Raw genomic sequence first — 22,606 nt, 5'->3', positions numbered from 1 at the left:
CGCTGTTGAGTTCTCAAGGAACGGACGCTTCCTTTGTACTCACCCGAACTTCTTCGGGCTTTCCTCCGGGCGCTTCCCTTCGGTCTTGCGTTTCCCACTCTATCAGGGTTTTTCCGGCCCCCTGACCACCGTCCTGCAGGCATGCAGAAGATGATCCAGAGATAGGATCTGACAAGTTGGGTGCTGCTCGATGGACGCGCTTGATCGCGCCGCCCACCCTCAAGCAGGAGTACGACTGTACACGGGGCCGCGGAGCCGCTGCAAATCCGCTAGGCTAGTGGTCTAGACCACGGATCGGGAGCTTTCGTGCAGAACCGGTACTTCATCTGACATACCCTGCTGCACAGTGCGCCGCCGTCCTGGACAGGCAGTAACGGCCCATATACATCTCCACCCCTGGGAGGCTTCCCATGACCACCGTGACGTCCCCGCTCGCTGGACGCGCCATCGGACTGGCCGCGGTGCCGGATCCGGTCTTCTCCGGGGCCATGGTCGGCCCGGGCACGGCGATCGACCCGGAGCGTGAACCTTCCGAGGCGGTCGCCCCCGTGGACGGCGTCATCGTCTCTCTGCACCCGCACGCCTTCGTCGTGGTCGACGCCGAGGGGCACGGAGTGCTCACGCATCTCGGGATCGACACGGTGCAGCTCAACGGGGAGGGCTTCGAGCTTCTCGTGAACAAGGGCGACACGGTCACGCGCGGGCAGAGCATCGTGCGATGGAACCCGAGCGCGGTGGAAGCCGCCGGCAAGTCTCCGGTGTGCCCGGTCGTCGCGTTGGAGGCCACGGCGGACTCTCTCGCCGACCTCCGGGAAGACGGCGACGTGAAGGCTGGGGACACTCTCTTTTCCTGGCAGTGATGCCTACGCCGTCCTAATCCGGCGGCACACAGGACAACCACCGCGGCGGCGGGACCCGCCGCACTATCGGAGACGGGTGAGATGGAGACAACGCTGCGAGGCGTCGGCGTGAGTCACGGTGTGGCGATCGGCGAGGTGCGGCACATGGGAACGGCGGTGCTCGAACCGCCTGCCAAGCAGATCCCGGCGCAGGACGCGGAGCGCGAACAGGGGCGTGCCCGCAAGGCCGTGGAGGCTGTGGCAGCCGACCTGATGGCGCGCGGCAATCTGGCGGGAGGTGAAGCCCAGGCGGTGCTCGAGGCCCAGGCCATGATGGCTCAGGACCCCGAGCTGATGGTCGACGTGGAACGGCGTATCGCCGTCGGCAGCACGGCCGAGCGTGCCGTGTACGACGCCTTCGCCGCCTACCGCGAGTTGCTGGCCGGAGCCGGCGAGTACCTGGCTGGTCGCGTGGCCGACCTCGACGATGTGCGGAACCGTATAGTCGCCCGGCTGCTGGGCGTCCCGATGCCGGGTGTCCCGGACAGCGACGAGCCGTACGTGCTGGTCGCCCGGGACCTGGCGCCCGCGGACACCGCACTGCTGGACCCGACGCTGGTGCTCGGCTTCGTGACCGAGGAGGGCGGGCCGACGAGTCACAGCGCGATCCTCGCCCGTGCTCTCGGTGTGCCGGCCGTGGTGGCGCTGCCCGGCGCCGGCGAGCTCGCGGAGGGAACGGTGATCGCCGTCGACGGCAGCACCGGCGACATCTTCGTCAACCCGAGCGACGAGAAGAAGGCGCAGCTCGAGGCGGCGGCCGCCGAGCGCAGGGCGGCACTGGCCGCCTCGACCGGGCCCGGCGCCACCGCTGACGGTCACAAGGTCCCGCTGCTGGCGAACGTGGGCGGACCGGCCGACGTGCCGGCCGCGCTCGAAGCCGGGGCGGAAGGTGTCGGGCTCTTCCGCACCGAGTTCCTCTTCCTGGACGACAGCAAGAACGCGCCGTCCGAGGAGAAGCAGGTCGAGGCCTACCGGCAGGTGCTCGAGGCGTTCCCCGAGGGGCGCGTCGTCGTGCGCGTGCTGGATGCGGGGGCGGACAAGCCTCTGGACTTCCTGACTCCGGCCGACGAGCCCAACCCGGCTCTGGGCGTGCGCGGGCTCCGGACGCTTCTGGACCACCCGGACGTCCTGCGGACCCAGTTGACGGCCCTTGCGCAGGCAGCCGAGGGACTGCCGGTCTACCTCGAGGTGATGGCCCCGATGGTGGCGGACCGCACCGACGCCAAGGCGTTCGCGGACGCGTGCCGTGAGGCGGGTCTGCGAGCGAAGTTCGGCGCGATGGTGGAGATTCCGTCGGCCGCTCTGCGGGCTCGTTCGATCCTGCAGGAGGTCGAGTTCCTGTCCCTGGGCACGAACGACCTCGCTCAGTACACGTTCGCCGCCGACCGGCAGGTGGGCGCGGTGTCCCGTCTGCAGGATCCGTGGCAGCCCGCTCTCCTGGACCTCGTCGCCCTGTCCGCCGAGGCGGCCAAGGCCGAGGGCAAGAGCTGCGGTGTGTGCGGCGAGGCCGCTGCCGATCCGCTGCTCGCGTGTGTGCTGGCGGGTCTGGGGGTCACCTCTCTTTCCATGGGGTCGGCATCGATTCCCTACGTGCGCAGCGCGCTGGCGAAGTACACGCTGGCTCAGTGCGAGCGGGCCGCGGCCGCCGCGCGTGCGACGGACAGTGCTGAGGAGGCGCGCAGCGCGGCGCAGGCCGTGCTGTCCGGCGAGTAGGAGGAGCCGGCCTGTGACGGGTCGGTGAGCAGGGGCGCTCCGCCATCGGGTGGAGCGCCCCTGGCGTAGGGGGGCGTCCTTTCGGTCAGTGGGTGTGGCCGGGCGTCCGTCCCTCTGGGCCGAGGTCCGGCGGGAAGCAGTAGTCGACGTTGGATTCGGGTGAGATGAGGTCGCCGGATTCGACGTCCGTGCAGTAGGCGTCGAAGACCTCACCGGCGGTCAGTGGTTCGAGGCCGTCACCGCGCAGGCGCCATCCGTAGATCTGGTCGGAGGCGTCCGGAGCGGTGGTGCGCATGACCAGGCCGCCCGGGGTCTGGGTGGCGAGCCCGAGGGCGAGGACCGTGGTGAACTCGAGTGCCTCGGCCTCGTCGATGTGTGGGGTGCCGTTGGCCTCGTCGTCCGCGTGCAGGACGGCGACGAGCGTTTCGGGTGTGCCCGTGACGCTGCAGACGAGATGCCGGTCGCCTGGTGGGGCCGTGTCGAGGATGCGGGCGACGAGGTCCGAAGCGCGGGCGAAGGCGGCCCGGCCGATGTCCTCGCCGCAGGTGGCGCAGCCGCCGAGGCGGGCGAGCAGCGTGGCCGCGTACTCCCAGGTCGCCTGTCGGACGGCTTCGTCGACGAGGACGGACAGGAGGTCGGCGAGGGGTTGGCCTTCGTAGGGGACGGCCGGGCCGGTGGTCGCGAGTTCCGCGGTGAAGCGGGTGCGGTTGGCGGGGACGTCGGCGTCGAGGCCCTTCGCCGCGCAGAATTCGGCGTATTCCAGCGGGTCGAAGAGGGTGACCGTGGTGTGGCTGCCCTGCAGGGCGCGTGTCCTCAGCAGGCCTTCGACCTGCTGGAGATAGGTGGCGTGGTCGTCGAACGTGAAGGTGCGGTAGCGCCGCATGGCACGGAAGTCGTGTTCGTCGGGGAGCACGCCGATGGTGCCCGCGATTTCGCGGCGCAGGACACGTCGCATCGTCTGGTGGTCGGTGTGTGCCATGTTCTCCCCCTGTGTGCACGGTCGATCAATGCTCACTCACAGTAATCGACGGCACTGACAGTGAGGGTTTCCGAGGTTGGTCGACGAGCCTGGCGGCAACGAAACCTGCAGGTCACGGGCTGAGGAAGCCGGACGGCCCGGTGCCTCGCGGGCGTGCCCGGCAAGGCGCCGGGGCACACCCCGGTGTCGAGGTGTGCCCCGGTACGGGGTGTGCTCAGGCTCGCTTGCGGGCGAGGGCCTCGTAGAAGTGCAGGAGGTCGAGGTTGTCGATGGAGCCGGGGTTGACGGCCTTTTCCAGCGGGGTGCCCTGGAGGAGACGCTTGACCGGGACCTCGATGCGTTTTCCGGTGAGGGTGTGCGGGACTCCGGGGACCTCGATGACCTCGTCGGGGACGTGGCGCGGTGAGAGCTGTTCGCGGATGGCCTGTGTGATGCGGCCGAGAAGTCCTTCGTCGAGGACGGCGCCAGGGGCGAGGTGCACGAAGAGCGGCATCCAGTAGCCGCCGTCGGGCTGCTCGATGCCGATGACCAGGGATTCCTTGATCTCGGGGATCCGCTCGACGACCTCGTAGATGTCGGCGGAGCCCATCCGCACGCCCTGGCGGTTGAGGGTCGAGTCGGAACGGCCGTGGATGACGACGGAGCCGCGTGAGGTGACGGTGGTCCAGTCGCCGTGACGCCATACGCCGGGGTAGGTGTCGAAGTAGCTGTCGTGGTAGCGGCTGCCGTCGGGATCGTTCCAGAAGCGGACCGGCATCGACGGCATCGGGTTGGTGACCACGAGCTCGCCGACCTCGTCGATCACCGAGTGGCCGGCGGGGTCCCAGGACTGCAGATCGGTGCCGAGGCCGGGCGCCTGGAGTTCGCCGGTGTACACCGGGAGGGTCGGGACGGCTCCGGCGAAGCACGAGCACACGTCCGTGCCGCCGCTGACGGAGGCGATCCACAGGTCGTCGCGGACCTCGTCGTGCAGCCAGCGGAAGCCGTCCGGCGGGAGGGGGGACCCCGTGGTGGCGACGCACTGGACCTTGGAGAGGTCGAAGTCGCGGGACGGGTGCACCTCCGCCTTGCGACAGGCCATGACGTACGCGGCCGAGGTGCCGTAGAGGGTGGCGCCGGTGCGTTCGGCGACCCGCCACTGCGCGCCGGTGTCGGGGTAGCCGGGGCTGCCGTCGTAGAGGACGATCGTCGTGCCGGTCAGGAGGCCGGAGACGAGGAAGTTCCACATCATCCAGCCGGTCGAGGTGTACCAGAAGAAGCGGTCCTCGGGGCCCAGGTCGCAGTGCAGGCCCAGCTGCTTGAGGTGTTCGACGAGGATGCCGCCCTGGGACTGGACGATGGCCTTCGGCAGGCCGGTCGTGCCCGAGGAGTAGAGCACCCAGAGCGGGTGGTCGAAGGGGACCTGTTCGAAGACGGGTTCCTCGTCCCCGGCCGTCAGGGCCGACCATTCCAGGGCGCCCTCCGGCGGCTCGGTGCCGAGGAGGGGGATGTGGACCACCGCGCGCAGGGTGGGCAGTGCGGCGCGCAGTTCGGCGACGACCTCGCGGCGATCATGCTCCTTGCCGCCGTAGCGGTAGCCGTCGACGGTGAACAGGACGACGGGTTCGACCTGCTGGAAGCGGTCGAGGACGCTGCGGGCGCCGAAGTCGGGGGCGCAGGAGGTCCAGACGCCGCCCACCGCGGCCGTGGCGAGGAGGGCCACGACGGCCTGCGGGATGTTCGGGAGGTATCCGCTGACCCGGTCGCCCGGGCGGACTCCCAGCGCGCGCAGCTCACCGGCCAGGGAGCCGACCTGACGGCGCAGCTCCGACCAGGTCACCGGGCTCGGTTCGTGGATCTCGTCGACGTACAGCAGGGCCGGTTCGTCCGGTCGGGTGGCGGCCGCGCGCAGGGCGTGCTCGGCGTAGTTCAGCGTCGCCCCGGGGAACCACTCGGCGCCGGGCATGGAGCGGTCGCCCAGCACGCGCGCGTAGGGCGTCGAGAAGCGGACGTCGAACCATTCCGTGACGGCTTTCCAGAACGTCTCCAGCTCGTCGACGGACCAGCGGTGAAGCGCCGGATAACCGCCTCCGGACGGGGCTCCGTGGTGCTCGGCCGCCCAGGTCTGGAATTTCGTGACCTGGGCCTGGGCCATTCGCTGCGGATCCGGCCGCCAGAGCGGCTCGGGGTTCACGGTCGGCATGAATCGGCTCCCGGACTGTGCGCGTCGTGTGCGTCGCCCGCGCACGCGCAGGGGTGGTGCGCGAGACGCGGCTGACACGGACGATGCCATGTGATCGACTTCTGCACCAGGGTGGGTCCCACACAGTCCGTGTCGTGAAGATGTGGTCCCGCCATGGGTGAACGGCAGTTGAACGACCCGCGCGCGGGCCGCGGTCAGTGACAGGGTGAGCAGCATGGACGGTCGTGACCTGGTGCGTTCGATGAAGGCGGTCGGCTCCGCGGGAGCCGCCCAGGGGTTGCGCACCGTCAAGGCCTCGTGGCGCAGGATGCGGGCCGACGCGTCGGGGCTGCCGGTGCGGGGCCCCGAGCGCGCCCGGGTGCCAGGTCTGGTGCAGGACGCGGAACCGGGTCCCGGCGGGGGGACGCTCCGCTTCAGCCGCTCGGAGCTGAGGATCCGGGTCGCCGTGAACGGGGCCGTGTTCTGGGGCTGGGACGGAACGGAGCCCGAGCCGTCGTACGCGCTGGCCGGCCCCTGTCCCGAACCGGACCCGCGGGCGGTGCTGGAGCCGGACAAGGACGGCGGCTGGCGGGTCGTGGCCGAGCGGGTGACGGTCGTGGTCTCACGGCACGGCGCCATCGAGGTGTGCACTCCGGGAGGGGTGGTACTGCGTCGTGACCTGCCGCCCCGGTGGTGGGAGCGGCAGGACGGCGGACCGGCGCGCTGGATGCAGCGTTCGGAGGTGGCGGCGGACGCGCGCTTCTTCGGTCTCGGCGGCCGGGCGTCCGGGCCGCGGCTGCGCGACGGGACGTACCGCCTGTGGAACACGGATCCCGCGCATGCGTCCGGTCGCGGGCACGATCTTCTCCACCTGACGATGCCGGTGCAGGTGGTGGTGGCGGATGCGGCCACGCACCTGGTGTTCCACGACACCTCGTGGGACGGCACGGTCGTGCTGCGGGAGGGCGAGGAGGGGGCAGGCTCGGGGCACGACCGGCCGGGGGCGTGCGAGGTGCGGATGGACGGCGGGCCGTTGCGCTGCTGGGTGATGGTGGGCACTCCCGCGCGCGTGCTCCTCGCCTGGGCGTCGCTCACGGGCGCGCCTGCGGTGCCGCCCGAGTGGGCCCTCGGCCACCATCACGCCCGCTCGCGCTTCGGCAGCGAGCAGGAGGTCCGCCGGATCGTGGCGGCCCATCACGAGCACGGACTGCCGCTGGACGCGGTCCATCTCGACGTCGACCACTCCGACGAGCACCAGGTCTTCACCGTCGACCCGGACCGCTTCCCGAAGCTGTCGGTGCTGGCCGAGGAGTTGCGACGGGACGGGATACGCCTGGTGTCGGTCGTGCACCCGGCGGTCAAGGCCGCGCCGGGCAACGTCGTGTACGACGGCGGGGTCGGCGAGGACGCGTTCGTGCGGGACGCGTCCGGGCGGCTCGTCGAGGGTGTGGGGCGGATCGGAGAGGCGGTGTTCCCGGACTTCACGCACGCGCGTGTGCGCCAGTGGTGGGGCCGTCTCTACGGCGAGCGGATCGAGGAGGGTTTCACCGGCTTCTGGCACGACATGGACGAACCGACGTCGTTCGCCGCGTTCGGGGAGTCGACGTTGCCGCGGTCGGCGCGGCACGCACTGGAGGGGCGCGGGGGCGATCATCGCGAGGCGCACAACGTCTACGGGCTGTGCATGGCCCAGGCGGCGTACGAGGGCTTGCGGCAGCTGGCTCCGGAGCAGCGTCCGTTCGTCGTCTCCCGGTCCGGCTGGGCGGGCCTGCAGCGTTACGGCGGCGTCCGGTCGGGGGACGTGGGCACGGGCTGGACGGGGCTGCGGGCGTCGTTGTCCGTGGTGATGGGCCTCGGGTTGTGCGGCGTGCCGTATTCGGGGCCGGACGTGGGCGGTTTCGACGGCGGCGCTTCGCCCGAGTTGTATGTGCGCCGGCTCCAGCTGGGGGCTCACCTGCCGCTGTTCCGTACGCACCCGGGCCTGCGGGCGGGCCACCGGGAGCCGTGGGAGTTCGGTCCCGAGGTGTTGGAGCACGCGCGCGTGGCGTTCGTCCGGCGTCGGCGGCTGTTGCCGTACTTCGTGACGCTGGCGCATCTGGCCGCACGGACGGGCGCGCCCTATGTGCGCCCGGTGTGGTGGGGGTCGCCCGGGAACCGGGCGTTGCGGGACTGTGAGGACGCCTTTCTGCTGGGTGACTGCCTGCTGGTGGCACCGGTGCTGGAGCCGGGCGCCGACCGGCGTGCGGTGCAGCTTCCGCGGGGGCGCTGGTACGACACGGCGACGGGCCGGGCGTACGACGGGCCGGGGCGGGTGGTCGTGGACGCCCCGTTGTCGCGGATTCCGGTGCTCGCGCGCGCGGGCGCCGTCCTGCCGGTGCGGGGAGACGACGGCCGGCTGGAGCTGGAGGCGTGGGCGCCGCTCCGCGGGCGGACGGGTGGCGGCCTGGTGGTGCGGGGTTCGGACGACGGCTGGGAGGAGCCGGAGATCGAGCGGTACGTCGCCCGTTGGGAGGGCCCACGGGTCGTCGTCGAACTGGAGGGGGAGGACGGCCTGCGGGCGCCGTCCCACCCGGTGCGCATACGCGGGCTGGGTGAGCGTCGGGCTCAGACGTAGCGGCCCTCGAAGAACGCCCGCACGGCGTGCGTGTGCAGCGGGAAGGCGAGTGCCTCAGGCCTGTGCAGGAGGTGCCAGCCCTCGGTCTCGTCCGTGGCGGCGGACTCCGGGAGTCGGTCCGCGGGTCGTTCGGGAAGGAGCCCGAACAGCAGCAGGTGACCGTCGGGCGAGCTCATGGCGTCGGCCAGCCGCACATCGCGGGACGCTGCCTCGATGCCGGTCTCCTCCTTGAGCTCGCGGACGACTGCCTGCCGCCAGTCCTCACGGTGGTCGATGAAACCGCCGGGCAGGGCGATGCCCCCGCGCGCGGGGTCGATGGTTCGGGTGATGACGACCAGGGCGGTGCCCTTGGTGTCGTACACGGGCTGGAGCGCGACGGCCACCGGCAGGGGGTTGCGGTAGGCGACCGTGGCGCAGACCTGACAGGTGCGGGGCCAGCCGGCGACGCCCTCCCCGTAGGGCGCTCCGCAGCTCGAACAGTGGGAGTCGCGCGCGGAGTTCGAATGGGGGTGCTGAGTTTCGGACACGCGGCGGAGCGTATCCGATCTTGGGGAGGGCGTTGCACGGAGGCGGCTCAGTGCCGTCCGACCAGGGACTTGGTGGAGACGGGGAAGTCGAAGTAGGTGTCCGGGTAGGGCTCGGGCCTGAAGGTGTAGTGCCACCATTCCTCGGCCAGGTTCACGAATCCGAGGTCCTCCAGGGTGGTTTTCAGGAGCAGTCGGTTGGTCCGCTGCGGCCCCTGGATGCGTGCGTCGAGGGTGTGGGCCAAGGTGTCGAAACAGTCGAAGCCGGTTCCCATGTCGACCGAGTTGTCGGGGAAGCGCTGTTGTCGCGGTGCGTGACAGGGCACGAGAGGTTCGCCGGGGACGTAGGGCCTGGTCGGCCTGGCCGGGAGCCTCACGAGGGTGAGGTCCATGGTCGAACCGCGGCTGTGCCCGGACCTCTCGGCGATGTAACCGTCGGTGAACAGGCGGGTCTTGTCGACGTTCGGGTAGAACTCGGCCTTCGTCGCCTGGTCGTTCAGGTCCTCGGCCCATCGGACGAAGTGGTTCACGGCGCGCTGGGGGCGGTAGCAGTCGTAGACCTTGAGGGTGTACCCCCGGCGCAACAGTGTCGTCTGGGCCGTGTGGAGGGCTTCCGCGGCGGGCCGGGTGAGGAGGCACGTCGGCTGCAGATATCCGTCGATGCGCTCGCCGACGAAGTTGTGCGGCGTGTAGTAGCGCATCTCCTGGAGGATCGTCGGGTCCACGGCCTTCAGCGACACGAAGTCCTCGGGAGCGCTGGGGCCGGTGTGGGCCTGTGCGGCGGCGGGGGTGGTGGTCGCGGTCAGCAGGGCCGTGAGCATGGCCACGGCGACGCGTACGGCGCCGGAGAGTCGTGTCATGTCTCCTCCCTGCCCATTTCCCCACCGCCGTGCCACACTCCTGACGAGTCGTCAGACAAGAGTGGGGAGGGGACCTTGTCGCGTGCACGTACACCCGTGGTCGCCGGATGGTTCACCGGGGAGGGGGACGGCTTCAGACTGCTCGGAACGCGGTGCTCGGCGTGCCGGGCGGTGTTCTTCCCTCGCGAGGACAGCCATTGCCGCAACCCGCACTGCCGGAGCGACGACCTGGAGGAGGTCCCGCTCTCGCGGCGCGGACGCGTCTGGTCCTACACGGACAGCCGATACCGGCCTCCGTCACCCTATGTGACCGACCCGGAACTTCCGTGGGAGCCGTACGCGTTGATCGCTGTGGAGCTGGAGTCCGAGCAGATCGTGGTGCTGGGACAGGCGGTTCCCGGCATCACCGTCGCCGACCTGGCGGTGGGCATGGAGGTGGAGGTCGTCCCCGGCGTACTCGACGAGGACGCGGAGACGACCTGGACGACCTGGCGATGGCGGCCGACGGGGGTGGCGTGATGACGGCAGAGGTGGCGGTGCTGGGCGCGGGGATGCATCCCTGGGGCAAGTGGGGGCGCGGCTTCGCCGAGTACGGGGTGAAGGCGGCGCGGGCAGCGCTCGCCGACGCGCGCGTGGACTGGCGGAACGTCGACTCGATCGTCGGCGCGGACACGGTGCGTGGCGGCTATCCGGGCTATGTGGCCGGGGCGACGTTCGCGAAGGCGCTGGGGTGGCAGGGCGCCCGGGTCACGAGCGTGTACGCGGCGTGCGCGTCCGGGGCGCAGGCGATCGACACGGCCCGGGCCCAGATCCTCGCGGGCCAGGCGGACGTGGTGCTCGTGGTGGGGGCCGACGCCGCCCCCAAGGGCTTCTTCCGCCCGGCGGGAGGGGACCGGCCGGACGACCCGGACTGGCTGCGCTTCCGCGTTCTCGGCGCGACCAATCCGACGTACTTCGGGCTGTACGCCCGCAGGCGCATGGCGGTGCACGGGGACACGCCGGAGGACTTCGCGCAGGTCAAGGTGAAGAACGCGGCCATGGGAGCGCTGAACCCTAACGCGCGCTACCGGAAGCCGGTCACTCCGGAGGAGGTCGCCGCCTCCCCGGTCGTCGCCGATCCGCTGCGACTGCTGGACATCTGCGCGACCTCGGACGGCGGCGCGGCGCTGGTGCTGTCCAGCATGGAGTACGCCCGTCGGCACGGGGCGACAGACCCGGTGCGGATCAGGGCCGTGTCCACCGTGACGCCCCGCTACCCCAACCCGGTGCTCGACCTGCCGGACATCGCGACCGACTCGGCGGTGGGGGTCGAGCCGGCCGGTGAACCCTTCCGGGCCTCGATCGCCAGGGCCGCTTACGAGGAGGCGGGCGTCGGCCCCGAGGACCTGTCCCTCGCCGAGGTCTACGACCTGTCCACCGCTCTGGAACTGCAGTGGTACGAGGACCTGGGCCTGTGCGGCGAGGGCGAGGCCGCCAAGCTGCTGCGCGAGCGCGCGACCGCGCCGGGCGGTCGTATACCGGTGAACACGAGCGGAGGGCTGGCCTCCTTCGGGGAAGCCGTGCCGGCCCAGGCCATCGCCCAGGTCTGCGAGGTCACCTGGCAGTTGCGGGGGCAGGCGGGCGACCGGCAGATCGCGGATGCGCGCGTGGCCGTCACGGCGAACCAGGGGCTGTTCGGCCATGGTTCGGCGGTGGTGGCGGTGCGGTGACGGAGATCCGGATGTGGTGAGACGCACCAGCGGCCGGGGTCCGGGGCGTCCCCGCCGCGGGCGCGAGGCCAAAGGCCGGGCCGTACGCCGACGGTGTCGCCGCCTCCTGCCCGGTCCTCCCCTCCCCCAACCGTTCGCGTCGGGCTCCTTGACGCTCCCTCAGCACCGGTGAACACTTCCCGGTGTCAGCCGACATCGCCGTACATTCTCGGCGTATCCAGGCACGCGTCACGTGGGCTTCCCGACGGAAAGCCCGCTCCCTCAGGGGCGATTCGGCTACGACGGCACGCTCGTCACGGACGCCGGGCAGGGCGCGGGACCTCCCTGCCCCGGCCGAAGCAGCCACGGGAACCGCACCCTGCACGGAGCACCGGGGTCGATCCGCCCCGGGTCGGCCCAAGGAGCCGCCATGAGCAACGGAGACATTTTCGTCGGCGAGGTCATCGGCACCGCGATACTCATCCTGTTCGGCGCGGGCGTCTGCGCCGCTGTCACCCTCAGATACTCCAAGGCCCGCGCATCGGGGTGGGTCGTGATCGCCTTCGGGTGGGGGTTCGGTGTGCTGGCGGGCGCGTACACGGCCGCGCCCCTGTCGGGGGGCCACCTGAACCCGGCCGTGACCCTCGGCATCGCCGTCGACACCGGCGAGTGGGGCAAGGTGTGGGTGTACCTGCTGGGACAGATGGTCGGGGCCATGCTCGGGGCCGTCCTCGCGTACCTGGTGTACCTCGCCCAGTTCCACGCGAACGTCCGGCAGACGGGCACCACCGAGGGCACGGCCGACGAGCCGACACCGACCCTGGGCGTCTTCGCCACCATTCCCGAGATACGCAACCCGGTCGCCAACCTGATCACCGAAGTCATCGCGACGATCGCCCTCGTCCTCCCGGTCCTCGCCTTCGGGCTGACCAGAGGGCTCGGTGAGTCCGGAACCACGGTGCTGATCGTGTCCCTGCTCGTGGTCGGCATCGGTCTGTCCCTGGGCGGGCCCACCGGGTACGCCATCAACCCCGCGCGCGACCTCGGCCCCCGCATCGTGCACACCTTCCTGCCCATCCCGAACAAGGGCACCTCCGACTGGGGTTACGCCTGGATCCCGGTCGCCGGCCCACTGGTCGGCGGAGTGATCGCGGGTCTCCTCTACAACGCAGCCTTCTGAACCCAGCCCAAGGGGTAGCCATGACGGACAACGCCGAGAAGTACGTCGCCGCAATCGACCAGGGCACCACCTCCAGCCGCTGCATCGTCTTCGACCACAGCGGCGCGATCGTCGCCGTCGACCAGCGTGAACACCGGCAGATCTTCCCCAAGCCCGGCTGGGTGGAGCACGACGCCACCGAGATCTGGTCCAAGGTGCAGGCGGTGGTCGCCGGGGCGATCGCCAAGGCCGGGCTGCGCGCCGACCAGATCAGCGCCCTCGGCATCACCAACCAGCGTGAGACGACCGTGTTGTGGGACCGCGCCACGGGCAAGCCGGTGCACAACGCGATCGTGTGGCAGGACACACGCACGGCGGCCCTGTGCAACCGACTGGGGGGTGCCGACGGACAGGACCGTTTCCGCGAGCAGACCGGCCTGCCGCTGGCCAGCTACTTCTCCGGGCCCAAGGCGGCCTGGCTGCTGGACAACGTGCCGGGGCTCCGGGCGCGCGCCGAGCGCGGTGAGATCGCCTTCGGAACCATCGACTCCTGGCTCATTTGGAACCTGACCGGCGGCCCCGACGGCGGCCGGCACGTCACCGACGTCACCAACGCCGGTCGCACCATGCTGATGAACCTCGATTCCCTCCAGTGGGACGCCTCCATCCTGACCGCGATGGACGTGCCCGAGGCCGTCCTGCCGGAGATCAGGTCCTCCGCCGAGGTGTACGGCACGGCGGTGGGCCAACTGGACGGCGTGCCGGTCGCCTCGGCGCTGGGCGACCAGCAGGCGGCGGTGTTCGGACAGGCCTGCTACGACGTGGGCACGGCCAAGAACACGTACGGGACGGGCAGTTTCCTGCTGCTCAACACCGGCAACCGGCCGGTGCCGTCCAAGAACGGCCTGCTGACGACGATGGGCTACAAGATCGGCGGTGAGGCGCCCGTCTACTGCCTGGAGGGTTCGATCGCCATAACGGGTGCGCTCGTCCAGTGGTTCCGGGACCAACTCGGCATCATCCGTACGGCCGACGAGATCGAGACCCTGGCCGCGAGCGTCGACGACAACGGCGGCGCGTACATCGTGCCCGCGTTCTCGGGGCTGTTCGCACCGTACTGGCGCTCGGACGCGCGCGGCGTCGTCACGGGACTCACCCGCTACGTCACCAAGGCGCACCTCGCACGGGCCGTGCTCGAGGCCACCAGCTGGCAGACGCGCGAGGTCGTGGACGCCATGTTCCAGGACTCCGGGGTGCGGATCACGACCCTGAAGGTGGACGGCGGCATGACCAAGAACAACCTGCTCATGCAGCATCAGGCGGACGTCCTCGACGTACCCGTGATCCGCCCCCGGGTCTCCGAGACGACCTGTCTGGGAGCCGCCTACGCGGCGGGGCTGGCCACGGGCGTGTGGAACGACCTCGACGAGCTCAAGGCGCACTGGCAGAAGGACGCCGAGTGGGTCCCGGCGATGGAGACGTCGGTGCGCGACCGCGAGTACCGCAACTGGCGCAAGGCCGTGGAGAAGAGCTTCGGTTGGCTGGAGGACGGCGACGGGTAGTACGCGCGCGTGCACCCCTGTGAGCCACGGCCCGTACCCCGGTCGGCGGGTGTACGGGCCGTGCCGGCCCCGGGCGCGTCTCAGGTGGTGACGGTCTGACGGCGCTCGGTGCCGAAGTCCATCGCGTGCTGGACGACGCCGACCAGGACGTCGCGCACCGACCTCCGGTCGCGGGCGTCGCACAGCATCACCGGCACGTCGTCGTCGAGGTCGAGGGCTCCGCGCACGTCCTCCTCGGGGTAGAGCGCGGCTCCCTCGAAGCAGTTGACGGCGATCAGGAACGGTATGGAGCGCCGCTCGAAGTAATCGACGGCGGCGAAGCAGTCCTCCAGGCGGCGGGTGTCGGCGAGCACGACGGCGCCGAGCGCGCCCTCGGACAGCTCGTCCCACATGAACCAGAAGCGCTCCTGGCCGGGTGTCCCGAACAGGTAGAGCACCAGGTCCTCGCGCAGGGTGATGCGGCCGAAGTCCATGGCGACGGTGGTGGTGTGCTTGCCTTCGACGCCGGTGGTGTCGTCGACCGGACGGCCGGCCTCGGTGAGGTACTCCTCGGTACGCAGCGGCCTGATCTCGCTGACGGCGCCGACGAGGGTCGTCTTGCCCACGCCGAAGCCGCCGGCCACCAGGATCTTGAGCGTGACGGGCTCGACCGGGGGCTTGCCGCGCTCAGAACGCCCGAAGATCATCGATCTCTTCTCCTGCTTGATGGCTTGACTGGGGGGTGTGGGGCGGAGGTCCGTAGCCTCCGCCGCCGGGGGTCTCGATGACGAGTACGTCGCCGGGAGCGACGTCCACGGAGTCGCTGCCGGCCAGGCGGACCACGGTGCCGTCGGCGCGTTCCACGCGGTTGGCGCCGAGGGCGCCCGGGGCGCCGCCCGCCAGGCCGTAAGGAGGGACCCGGCGGTGCTGGGACAGGGTGGAGACGGTCATCGGCTCGCGGAACCGGATGCGACGGATCGCGCCGTCCCCGCCGCGCCACCGTCCCGCTCCGCCGCTTGCGGGCCGTACGGCGAACTCGTCGAGTTGCACGGGCAGCCGCCACTCCAGGACCTCGGGGTCGGTCAGCCGGGAGTTCGTCATATGGGTCTGGACGACGCTCGCGCCGGGGAATCCGTCACCCGCGCCGGAACCGGACGCGACGGTTTCGTAGTACTGGTGGCGTTCGTTGCCGAACGTGACGTTGTTCATGGTGCCGGAGCCCTCGGCCTGGACGCCGAGGGCGGCGTAGAGGGCGCCGGTGATCGCCTGGGAGGTCTCGACGTTGCCGGCGACGACGGCGGCGGGCGGCTCGGGCGCGAGCAGGGAGCCACGCGGCACGACGATCCGCAACGGGCGCAGACAGCCGTCGTTCAACGGGATGTCGTCGGCGACCAGGGTGCGGAAGACGTACAGGACGGCCGCGTTGACGACGGACAAGGGGGCGTTGAAGTTGGTCGGCAGCTGCGGTGACGTGCCGGTGAAGTCGACGGTCGCGGAGCGGGTCGCGCGGTCCACGCGCACGCGTACCCGGATGATCGCGCCCGAGTCGGTCTCGTAGGAGTACTCGCCGTCGTCCAGGGCGTCGATGACGCGGCGCACGGCTTCCTCCGCGTTGTCCTGCACGTGGCCCATGTAGGCCTGTACGACGTCGAGGCCGAAGTCCTCGATCATGCGGGCCACTTCGTCGACGCCTTTCCGATTGGCGGCGATCTGGGCGCGCAGGTCGGCGAGGTTGGTCCTCGGGTTGCGCGAGGGGTGGGGAGCGTCGGTGAGGAGACGGAGGGTCTCCTCCTCGCGGAAGCGGCCGTTCTCGGCCAGCAGCCAGTTGTCGAAGAGGACTCCCTCCTCCTCGATGGTGCGGCTGCCGGCCGGCATGGAGCCGGGTGCGATGCCGCCGATCTCGGCGTGGTGGCCGCGTGAGGCGACGTAGAACAGGAGCTTCGGGTCACTCTCCGTGACACTGCCGCTGTCGTTCATACCGGTGTCGAACACCGGGGTGATCACGGTGACGTCCGGCAGGTGGGTGCCGCCGTGATAGGGGTCGTTGACCGCGTAGGTGTCGCCGGGCCGCATCGAGGAGCCGCGGCGGCGGATGACCTCCTTGACGCTCGTGCCCATCGATCCCAGGTGGACGGGGATGTGGGGCGCGTTGGCCACCAGGTTTCCGTGGGGGTCGAAGAGGGCGCAGGAGAAGTCGAGGCGCTCCTTGATGTTGACGGACTGGGCCGTCGACTCCAGGCGGGCGCCCATCTGTTCGGCGATGGACATGAAGAGGTTGTTGAAGACCTCGAGGAGAACCGGGTCGGCTTCCGTCACGAGATCGGAACTCTGCGTGACCGCCGCGCGTTCCATGACCAGATGCCCGTCGTGGGTCGCGCCGGCCTTCCAGCCGGAGTCGACGACGGTCGTCGCGCCGGCCTCGGTGATGATCGCGGGGCCGGTGATCGTGTCGCCGGGAGGGAGGTTCTCCCGGCGGTGCAGGGGAACGTCGTGCCAGACGCCGCCGGTGTGGAGGCGGACGGTCTCGGGCGCGGCGGTACGGCCTTCGTACGGGGCGAGGGCCGACAGGTCAGGGGGTTCGGTGATGCCGGTGGCTTCGACGGAGAGCGCCTCGACGACGATCGGGCGGTCGAGCGTGAAGGAGTACGTGGCGCGATGACGTTCTTCGAAGGTGCGGCGCATCGCGGTGGGGTCGGTGAGCTCGACGGTGAGGGCGGTGTCGGTTCCGTCGTAGCGGAGCTGGGCGCGACGCACGACGCGGACATGGTGATCGGGGACGTCCTCGGCGCGGAGTTCGTCGCGGGCGGCCGCCTCGAGATCGTCGGCCGTCTTGAGGATCGCGGGCAGCGAGGCGGCTTCCAGGGGCGCTTCCACGGACTGTTCGCGCATGGCGGTCGTGTCGGCGAGCCCGATGCCGAGCGCCGACAGCACCCCGGCCATGGGCGGGACGAGGACGGTACGGATGCCGAGCGAGTCGGCGACCATGCACGCGTGCTGGCCGCCCGCGCCACCGAAGGTGGTGAGGGCGTAGCGGGTGACGTCGTGGCCCTTCTGGACGGAGATCCGTTTCACCGCGTTGGCGATGTTGGCGACGGCGATCTGCAGAAAACCCTCGGCGACCTGCTCGGGTGTGCGGTCGTCGCCGGTCTGCTCGCGGATCTCGCGGGCGAGGGCGCTGAAGCGGTCCGCCACGAGCGCCGCGTCGAGGGGCTCGTCGCCGCCGGGGCCGAACACCGCCGGAAAGTGGGCCGGTTGGATACGGCCGAGCATCACGTTGGCGTCGGTGACGGCGAGCGGGCCACCACCGCGGTAGCAGGCCGGCCCGGGCTCGGCGCCGGCCGAGTCGGGGCCCACGCGGTAGCGGGAGCCGTCGAAACGGAGAACGGAGCCACCGCCCGCCGCGACGGTGTGGATGTCCAGCATCGGAGCACGCAGTCGCACGCCCGCGATCTGTGTGGAGAAGACCCGCTCGTATTCGCCCGCGAAGTGGGAGACGTCGGTGGAGGTGCCGCCCATGTCGAAGCCGATGACGCGGTCGAAGCCCGCGAGCTGGGACATCCGGGCCATGCCGACGATGCCTCCGGCGGGCCCGGACAGGATGGCGTCCTTGCCGCGGAACTGGCTCGCTTCGGCAAGCCCGCCGTTGGACTGCATGAACATCAGCCGCACGCCTCGCAGCTCGTCGGCGACATGGCGCACGTAGCGGCGCAGGACGGGCGACAGGTAGGCGTCGACGACGGCGGTGTCCCCGCGCGGGACGAGTTTCATGAGCGGGCTGACCTCGCTGGACAGCGAGATCTGCGGGAACCCCGTGCGGGCGGCCAACTGCCCGACGGCCTGTTCGTGTGCCGGGTGCAGGTGGCTGTGCATGCAGACGACGGCGACGGCTCTGATCCCGTCGTCGTAGGCCTCACGCAGGGGACCTGCGAGAGCGTCCAGGTCGGGGGCGCGCAGGACCGTCCCGTCGGCACGGATCCGCTCGTCGACCTCCAGGACCCGCTCGTACAGCAGCTCCGGGAGTTCGATGCGGCGGGCGAAGATGTGGGGGCGGTTCTGGTAGGCGATGCGCAGCGCGTCACGGAAGCCACGGGTGATGACGAGAACGGTGCGCTCGCCCCGGCGTTCCAGCAGGGCGTTGGTGGCGACCGTGGTGCCCATGCGGACCGCCTCCACGGGCTCCTGCCCGCCCGCCAGGAGGGCCCGGACGCCGGCGACCGCCGCGTCGGCGTACCGGGCCGGGTTCTCCGACAGGAGTTTGTGCGTCAGGAGCCGGCCGTCCGGGCGGCGCGCGACGATGTCCGTGAAGGTGCCGCCCCGGTCCACCCAGAACTGCCAGCCGGTCACGTCTTCACCCCGCTTCCGCGCTGCTCACAGCGCTCGGAGGCCGTTGATCACGTCGCGCAGAATACTCTCGTCGGGCAGTTCGGCCGGGGGGACCGGCCGGTTCACATGGACGAATTCCGCGTCCACGAGGTCTCCGACGAGGACGCGGACCACTCCGATGGGCAGGTTGAGTTCGGCGGCGAGTTCGGCGACCGACTGCGGCGCCTCCCGGCACAGCAGCACGATGTCCACGTGCTCCGGGGACAGCGAGGGGTCCGCTTCCGCGTCCTCGGCATGAGGCTCCGCGACGACGAGCGCGATCAGATCGAGGCGATGCTGGACAGCACTGGTGGTGCGGCCGCGCGTCATGGCGTACGGACGGACGACCGGCCCGGCCTCGTCGTCGAACCAGTGACTGCTTCCCTGACCGTCTGTGCTCATGCCATCCCACTACCCGCCCGAGGGCAGATCGGTGCGCGGAGCGGTTCCCAGATGCACGCCGACCCGCTTGACCAGGAGCGTCATCTCGTACGCCACGAGCCCCACGTCCGAGTCGGCGTCCGAGAGGACGGCGAGGCAGCTGCCGTCACCGGCGGCCGTGACGAACAGGAAGGCGTCGTCGAGTTCGACGACGGTCTGGCGGACGCTGCCGGCCTCGAAGTGGCGGCCGACGCCCTTGGCGAGGCTGTGGAACCCGGAGGCGACGGCGGCGAGGTGCTCGCCGTCCTCGCGGGTCAGGTCCCTCGACACCCCCGTCGGCAGACCGTCGCCGGAAAGGACGACGGCCTTGCGGATGCTGGCGACACGATCGACGAGTTCGTCGAGGAGCCAGTTCAGCTCGCCGTTGTTGCCGGTGTGGCCGGTCGCCTTCGGTGCGGTCATCGACCGTCCCCCTTTGTCGTTCCTTGTGGTGCTGTGCCGCTGTGGGCGTCGTCGCCCGCGGCGTTCTCTACGCGGCCGCGCTGCCAGCCTCGCTGGAGCGAGGCCATGCGGCTGCGTACCTCGTCGGCGTCCCGGTCCGCGGGGTCGGCGCGGTTGTCGGGACGCTCGGCCGGGCCCTGCCTCAGCTGGGGGGCCAGGTTCGCCTGTCGCACGCGCCGTGGCAGCGCCCCCGCGCCGGAGCCGGAGTCATGAGCCGCGGCGCCTCGACCGCGGGCATCGCTCCTCGGGGCGCCGCCCCGGACACCGCCCTCGGTCCCGGCGGGTGCCGCGGCGGCGCGCTCGGCCGGGTCGTCGGGGCCGACGGACGGGGCCGGGGCCTGCCGTGTGCGGCGTGGAAGAACGGGGGCCTCGGACGGCTCCTGCGCACCGCGACCGGCGTGTTCCTGCAGCGCGGAGCGCTCGGCGCCGCCGCCGTGGGGAATCTGTGCCGTCGCGCCACGACGGCGGGACGGCAGAGGCGCCGGCTTGTCGTCGTCCATGCGGCGGGGGCCGGGCCTGGCCGGGGGTTGCGTGTCCGTCTCCGTGCGCGGAAGCCGCTGTTCCGGGACCGGACGGCCGTGCGAGCTGACCAGCTTGGGCGTCCGGCGTCCGGGCAGCAGCGGGACGGGCGGCGCGGCGGGGGTGTCGGTGACGGATCCGTCGGGTTCGCCGGGACCGGCCGGGCCGCCGGGCATCCTGCGGTGCTGGTCGACGGCGTCTACGCGCGGCTCGTCCTCGCTGCGGGTGAGGGAGCGACGGGGGCGGAAGAGACCGTCCTGGTCGTCGTCCTCGGCCAGAGGGACCCGGAAGCCTCCGAGTGCGTCCAGGTCGACCGGGGCCTCCAGCTCGATCGGTCCGTCGAGCAGCGAGGCGGGCACTCCGGGGAGCTGCGCCGAGGCCGGAGAGAGCGCGGACCTGCGCGTCTCCGCAAGCCCGGCCTCCTTCGGCGGCCGGGGACGGTCGAGCCGGAAACCGATGCCGTTGGTGTCGGGGACGTCGTCGGTCAGCAGCGCGTCGGGGATGAAGACGACAGCGGTCGTCCCTCCGTACGGCGAGGGCTGCAGGGAGACGCGGACGTTCTGGCGCTGGGCGAGCCGGCTGACCACGAACAACCCGAGGCGGTCGGTGTCGGACAGCTCGAATTCCGGCGTCTCGGCGAGCCGGAGGTTGGCCTCCAGGAGGGCTTCGGGCGCCATGCCGAGACCACGGTCGTGGATTTCCAGCGTGAAGCCGTTGGCCACCCGGTCGCCGTACACCTGGACGGCGGTGTGCGGCGGGGAGAACACCGTGGCGTTCTCCAGGAGTTCGGCCACCAGGTGGGTGAGGTCGGCGACGGCCGGGCCGGTCGCGGCCAGGCGGGGCAGGCGGCGGACCTCGATGCGTTCGTAGTCCTCGACCTCGGCGACCGCGGCGCGCACGATGTCCATGAGCTGGACGGGCTTGCGCCACTGCCGGGAGGGGGCGGCGCCGGAGAGGATCACCAGCCCCTCGGCGTGCCGGCGCATGCGGGTGGTGAGGTGGTCGAGGCGGAAGAGGTCGGCGAGCTCTTCGGTGTCCTCGGTGCGGCGTTCCATCGTGTCGAGCAGGGTGAGCTGCTTGTGCAGCAGGACCTGGCTGCGGCGGGCGAGGTTGACGAAGACCTCGGAGACGCCGGAGCGCAGTTCGGCCTGCTTGACGGCCGCCTCGACGGCGGCGCGCTGGAGGGTGTTGAGGGCCTGGCCCACCTCACCCAGCTCGTTCTTGTCGTACTCCAGGCGCGGCACTTCGGTCTCGACGTCGACCTGTTCGCCCGCGGACAGCCGGCGCATCACGCTGGGCAGGCGCACGCCGGAGGCCTCGTGGGCCTCCAGCCTGAGCTGGCGCAGGTCGCGGATGAGGCCGCGGCCGATGCGCACGGACAACACGAGGGAGACGAGCAGGGCGACCAGCCCGAAGACGCCTGCGACGACGGCCTTGACGATGACCTCCATCGCCACCGGGCCGACGCGGTCCTGATAGCGGTCGTTGGCCTGCTCGTCCAGGGTGCCGAGCTCGTCGAGGACGTTCCCGGCGGCGGTGTCCCAGCTCTTGGCGCTGACCCCGCGGGGCGGGTCTCCCGGCGTGGCGCCGGCGACGGCCTGTTCGACGGTCCGCAGCGGGGCGGTGGTGGCGTTCTTCCAGAAGCTCTCGTAGCGCTCGCGCTCCGCGGCGGGCAGCTGGACGAGACTGATGTCGTAGACCGCCTCGCGCTGCGCCTCCAGGTCGGAGACACCGCGGATCTCCGCACGGCTGAGCCGGCCCACGACCAGGGCGGAGCCGAGCAGCGCGTCCTCCTGGGAGAGCAGCTCACGGGCGCGGGCGACGCTGACGAGGGCCCGGTACTGCTTGTCCATCTCCACGCTGTCGACCACGTCCAGCTTGGCCAGCAGGGAGTAACAGGGGCCGATCAGCTGGGTGTAGAGGTCGAGGGCCTGGGCTCGGCCGACGGTTCCCTCCTCGACGCTGCGGCGCAGCGAGTCGAGGCCGTCGAAGGCGTCGAGTATCGCGGTCAGACCCTCACTGTCGTCCTGGTCCAGGACGTCGCGTACGTCGGGGTCCTTGGCGTTGCTGCGGATCTCGGCCAGAGCCTGGTCGGTCGCCGTCCGGGTGCGACGCAGGGCGGACAGCGCCTCCGAGGCCCGAGGGTCGGCGAGGTAGACGAGGGTCTGTCGGCGTTCCTGCTGGACGACGCGGACGGTGTCCTCGATGGGGTAGCCGACGTTTTCGACGAGCGAGGAGACGGTGAACAGGCGGCTCGCCTCGCGTCCCGTGAGCACCGTGGCGAATCCCCACAGGGCGGTCAGGGACACCAGCGGCACGAGAAGCAGCGCCACGATCTTCCGGCGGATCGATTTCCCGCGAAAGCGCATGGCCTCCCCCTGCTCGAACCCCCACCGGCAGGGGGCACACATGTGCGTCAACAAACGGCGCGAGCCTACTACCGACGCGCAGGTAACTCGAAGAGCCGTCCGGAAGATGAACTTCCGTACCGAGGGCGAGACATGGTGCGTTGTCCGGGCATTGTGGGAGATTGCCTCCCCGAATCCGATCGATCAGGCCCGGCTGGATTCGGTTGGCCCCGCTCAGGAGTTGGCCAGAATTTTTCGCAACTTGGGAATCTTCAGGGCACGTCACGCGTCCTACTCATTGGGAATTGGGGGCGGAATCGGCCACACGAGCCGTAGGCCGCACCTGGGCGGCGTAAA

16 protein-coding genes are annotated in these 22,606 nt (G+C 70.9%); 7 read left to right on the top strand and 9 right to left on the bottom strand.

The features are described 5' to 3' along the window. Window positions 1–410: 410 nt before the first annotated feature. Together ACZ7DE_RS19700 and ptsP are read left to right on the top strand one after the other, a co-directional pair. A complete protein-coding gene (locus ACZ7DE_RS19700; protein WP_470762804.1) occupies window positions 411–860 on the top strand; it encodes a PTS sugar transporter subunit IIA in 450 nt (149 codons plus the stop codon). Between the two features lie 81 nt (window positions 861–941). Continuing rightward, window positions 942–2,612, top strand: coding sequence for a phosphoenolpyruvate--protein phosphotransferase (ptsP, locus tag ACZ7DE_RS19695; protein ID WP_470762802.1), 1,671 nt, complete (start codon window positions 942–944; stop codon window positions 2,610–2,612). Between the two features lie 85 nt (window positions 2,613–2,697). Here the strand turns inward: ptsP and ACZ7DE_RS19690 are convergent, their stop codons facing one another. Both ACZ7DE_RS19690 and ACZ7DE_RS19685 read right to left on the bottom strand, forming a co-directional pair. After that, the gene (locus tag ACZ7DE_RS19690) at window positions 2,698–3,591 is read right to left on the bottom strand and encodes a hypothetical protein (protein ID WP_470762800.1); all 894 of its coding nucleotides are present in this window, start codon (window positions 3,589–3,591) and stop codon (window positions 2,698–2,700) included. 214 nt (window positions 3,592–3,805) lie between these two features. Then, the gene (locus ACZ7DE_RS19685) at window positions 3,806–5,773 is read right to left on the bottom strand and encodes an acetoacetate--CoA ligase (protein WP_470762798.1); all 1,968 of its coding nucleotides are present in this window, start codon (window positions 5,771–5,773) and stop codon (window positions 3,806–3,808) included. 214 nt (window positions 5,774–5,987) lie between these two features. Here ACZ7DE_RS19685 and ACZ7DE_RS19680 point away from each other — a divergent pair, with 214 nt between their 5' ends. Continuing rightward, window positions 5,988–8,366 carry a glycoside hydrolase family 31 protein gene (locus tag ACZ7DE_RS19680; RefSeq protein ID WP_470762796.1) on the top strand — a complete coding sequence of 793 codons (2,379 nt, stop codon included), beginning with the start codon at window positions 5,988–5,990 and terminating at the stop codon, window positions 8,364–8,366. Here the strand turns inward: ACZ7DE_RS19680 and ACZ7DE_RS19675 are convergent. After that, window positions 8,357–8,893: an NUDIX domain-containing protein gene (locus ACZ7DE_RS19675; protein WP_470762794.1), complete on the bottom strand. Its 537-nt coding sequence runs from the start codon at window positions 8,891–8,893 to the stop codon at window positions 8,357–8,359. The two genes, ACZ7DE_RS19680 and ACZ7DE_RS19675, sit on opposite strands and share 10 nt — an antisense overlap. A gap of 47 nt (window positions 8,894–8,940) precedes the next feature. Next, the gene (locus ACZ7DE_RS19670; protein ID WP_470762792.1) at window positions 8,941–9,750 is read right to left on the bottom strand and encodes a M15 family metallopeptidase; all 810 of its coding nucleotides are present in this window, start codon (window positions 9,748–9,750) and stop codon (window positions 8,941–8,943) included. A 96-nt stretch (window positions 9,751–9,846) separates the two neighbouring features. Between ACZ7DE_RS19670 and ACZ7DE_RS19665 the strand changes: the two genes are divergently transcribed. The 4 genes from ACZ7DE_RS19665 to glpK all read left to right on the top strand — a co-directional run bounded on the left by ACZ7DE_RS19665 (window position 9,847) and on the right by glpK (window position 14,159). Beyond that, window positions 9,847–10,269, top strand: a complete 423-nt coding sequence (locus tag ACZ7DE_RS19665) for a Zn-ribbon domain-containing OB-fold protein (protein WP_470762860.1) — start codon at window positions 9,847–9,849, stop codon at window positions 10,267–10,269. Then, window positions 10,269–11,459, top strand: coding sequence for a lipid-transfer protein (locus ACZ7DE_RS19660; RefSeq protein WP_470762791.1), 1,191 nt, complete (start codon window positions 10,269–10,271; stop codon window positions 11,457–11,459). The genes ACZ7DE_RS19665 and ACZ7DE_RS19660 overlap by 1 nt, the downstream gene beginning before the upstream one ends. Before the next feature lie 409 nt (window positions 11,460–11,868). Continuing rightward, the gene (locus ACZ7DE_RS19655) at window positions 11,869–12,618 is read left to right on the top strand and encodes an MIP/aquaporin family protein (protein WP_470762789.1); all 750 of its coding nucleotides are present in this window, start codon (window positions 11,869–11,871) and stop codon (window positions 12,616–12,618) included. 20 nt (window positions 12,619–12,638) lie between these two features. Then, window positions 12,639–14,159, top strand: coding sequence for a glycerol kinase GlpK (glpK, locus tag ACZ7DE_RS19650; protein WP_470762787.1), 1,521 nt, complete (start codon window positions 12,639–12,641; stop codon window positions 14,157–14,159). A gap of 80 nt (window positions 14,160–14,239) precedes the next feature. Here glpK and ACZ7DE_RS19645 read toward each other — a convergent pair whose 3' ends face one another. Genes ACZ7DE_RS19645 through ACZ7DE_RS19625 form a run of 5 tightly spaced genes read right to left on the bottom strand, consistent with a single transcriptional unit; the run spans window position 14,240 to window position 22,270 of the window. Then, entirely contained in the window at window positions 14,240–14,845 is a 606-nt protein-coding gene (locus tag ACZ7DE_RS19645; protein ID WP_470762785.1) for a GTP-binding protein, read from the bottom strand. Beyond that, complete coding sequence (locus ACZ7DE_RS19640) at window positions 14,826–18,482, bottom strand: hydantoinase B/oxoprolinase family protein (protein ID WP_470762783.1); 3,657 nt, start codon at window positions 18,480–18,482, stop codon at window positions 14,826–14,828. The genes ACZ7DE_RS19645 and ACZ7DE_RS19640 overlap by 20 nt, the downstream gene beginning before the upstream one ends. Window positions 18,483–18,506: 24 nt before the next feature. Beyond that, on the bottom strand, window positions 18,507–18,902 hold the full coding sequence (locus ACZ7DE_RS19635) for a DUF742 domain-containing protein (RefSeq protein ID WP_470762780.1): 396 nt from the start codon (window positions 18,900–18,902) through the stop codon (window positions 18,507–18,509). A 9-nt stretch (window positions 18,903–18,911) separates the two neighbouring features. Then, window positions 18,912–19,343, bottom strand: a complete 432-nt coding sequence (locus ACZ7DE_RS19630; protein ID WP_470762778.1) for a roadblock/LC7 domain-containing protein — start codon at window positions 19,341–19,343, stop codon at window positions 18,912–18,914. Then, window positions 19,340–22,270, bottom strand: a complete 2,931-nt coding sequence (locus ACZ7DE_RS19625) for a nitrate- and nitrite sensing domain-containing protein (protein WP_470762776.1) — start codon at window positions 22,268–22,270, stop codon at window positions 19,340–19,342. The genes ACZ7DE_RS19630 and ACZ7DE_RS19625 overlap by 4 nt, the downstream gene beginning before the upstream one ends. Between the last annotated feature and the right edge of the window lie 336 nt (window positions 22,271–22,606).

It is taken from the genome of Streptomyces sp. NPDC037083 (genome assembly GCF_055606485.1).
Note: the sequence above shows the minus strand (reverse complement) of the source record. Positions and strands in the feature narration are given on the sequence as shown.

Bases quoted from the DNA above. Each gene is read 5' to 3' on its own strand.
- ACZ7DE_RS19700 (WP_470762804.1), top strand. From the start codon at position 411: ATGACCACCGTGACGTCCCCGCTCGCTGGACGCGCCATCGGACTGGCC.
- ptsP (WP_470762802.1), top strand. From the start codon at position 942: ATGGAGACAACGCTGCGAGGCGTCGGCGTGAGTCACGGTGTGGCGATC.
- ACZ7DE_RS19690 (WP_470762800.1), bottom strand. From the start codon at position 3,591: ATGGCACACACCGACCACCAGACGATGCGACGTGTCCTGCGCCGCGAA.
- ACZ7DE_RS19685 (WP_470762798.1), bottom strand. From the start codon at position 5,773: ATGCCGACCGTGAACCCCGAGCCGCTCTGGCGGCCGGATCCGCAGCGA.
- ACZ7DE_RS19680 (WP_470762796.1), top strand. From the start codon at position 5,988: ATGGACGGTCGTGACCTGGTGCGTTCGATGAAGGCGGTCGGCTCCGCG.
- ACZ7DE_RS19670 (WP_470762792.1), bottom strand. From the start codon at position 9,750: ATGACACGACTCTCCGGCGCCGTACGCGTCGCCGTGGCCATGCTCACG.
- ACZ7DE_RS19660 (WP_470762791.1), top strand. From the start codon at position 10,269: ATGACGGCAGAGGTGGCGGTGCTGGGCGCGGGGATGCATCCCTGGGGC.
- ACZ7DE_RS19655 (WP_470762789.1), top strand. From the start codon at position 11,869: ATGAGCAACGGAGACATTTTCGTCGGCGAGGTCATCGGCACCGCGATA.
- glpK (WP_470762787.1), top strand. From the start codon at position 12,639: ATGACGGACAACGCCGAGAAGTACGTCGCCGCAATCGACCAGGGCACC.
- ACZ7DE_RS19645 (WP_470762785.1), bottom strand. From the start codon at position 14,845: ATGATCTTCGGGCGTTCTGAGCGCGGCAAGCCCCCGGTCGAGCCCGTC.
- ACZ7DE_RS19635 (WP_470762780.1), bottom strand. From the start codon at position 18,902: ATGAGCACAGACGGTCAGGGAAGCAGTCACTGGTTCGACGACGAGGCC.
- ACZ7DE_RS19630 (WP_470762778.1), bottom strand. From the start codon at position 19,343: ATGACCGCACCGAAGGCGACCGGCCACACCGGCAACAACGGCGAGCTG.
- ACZ7DE_RS19625 (WP_470762776.1), bottom strand. From the start codon at position 22,270: ATGCGCTTTCGCGGGAAATCGATCCGCCGGAAGATCGTGGCGCTGCTT.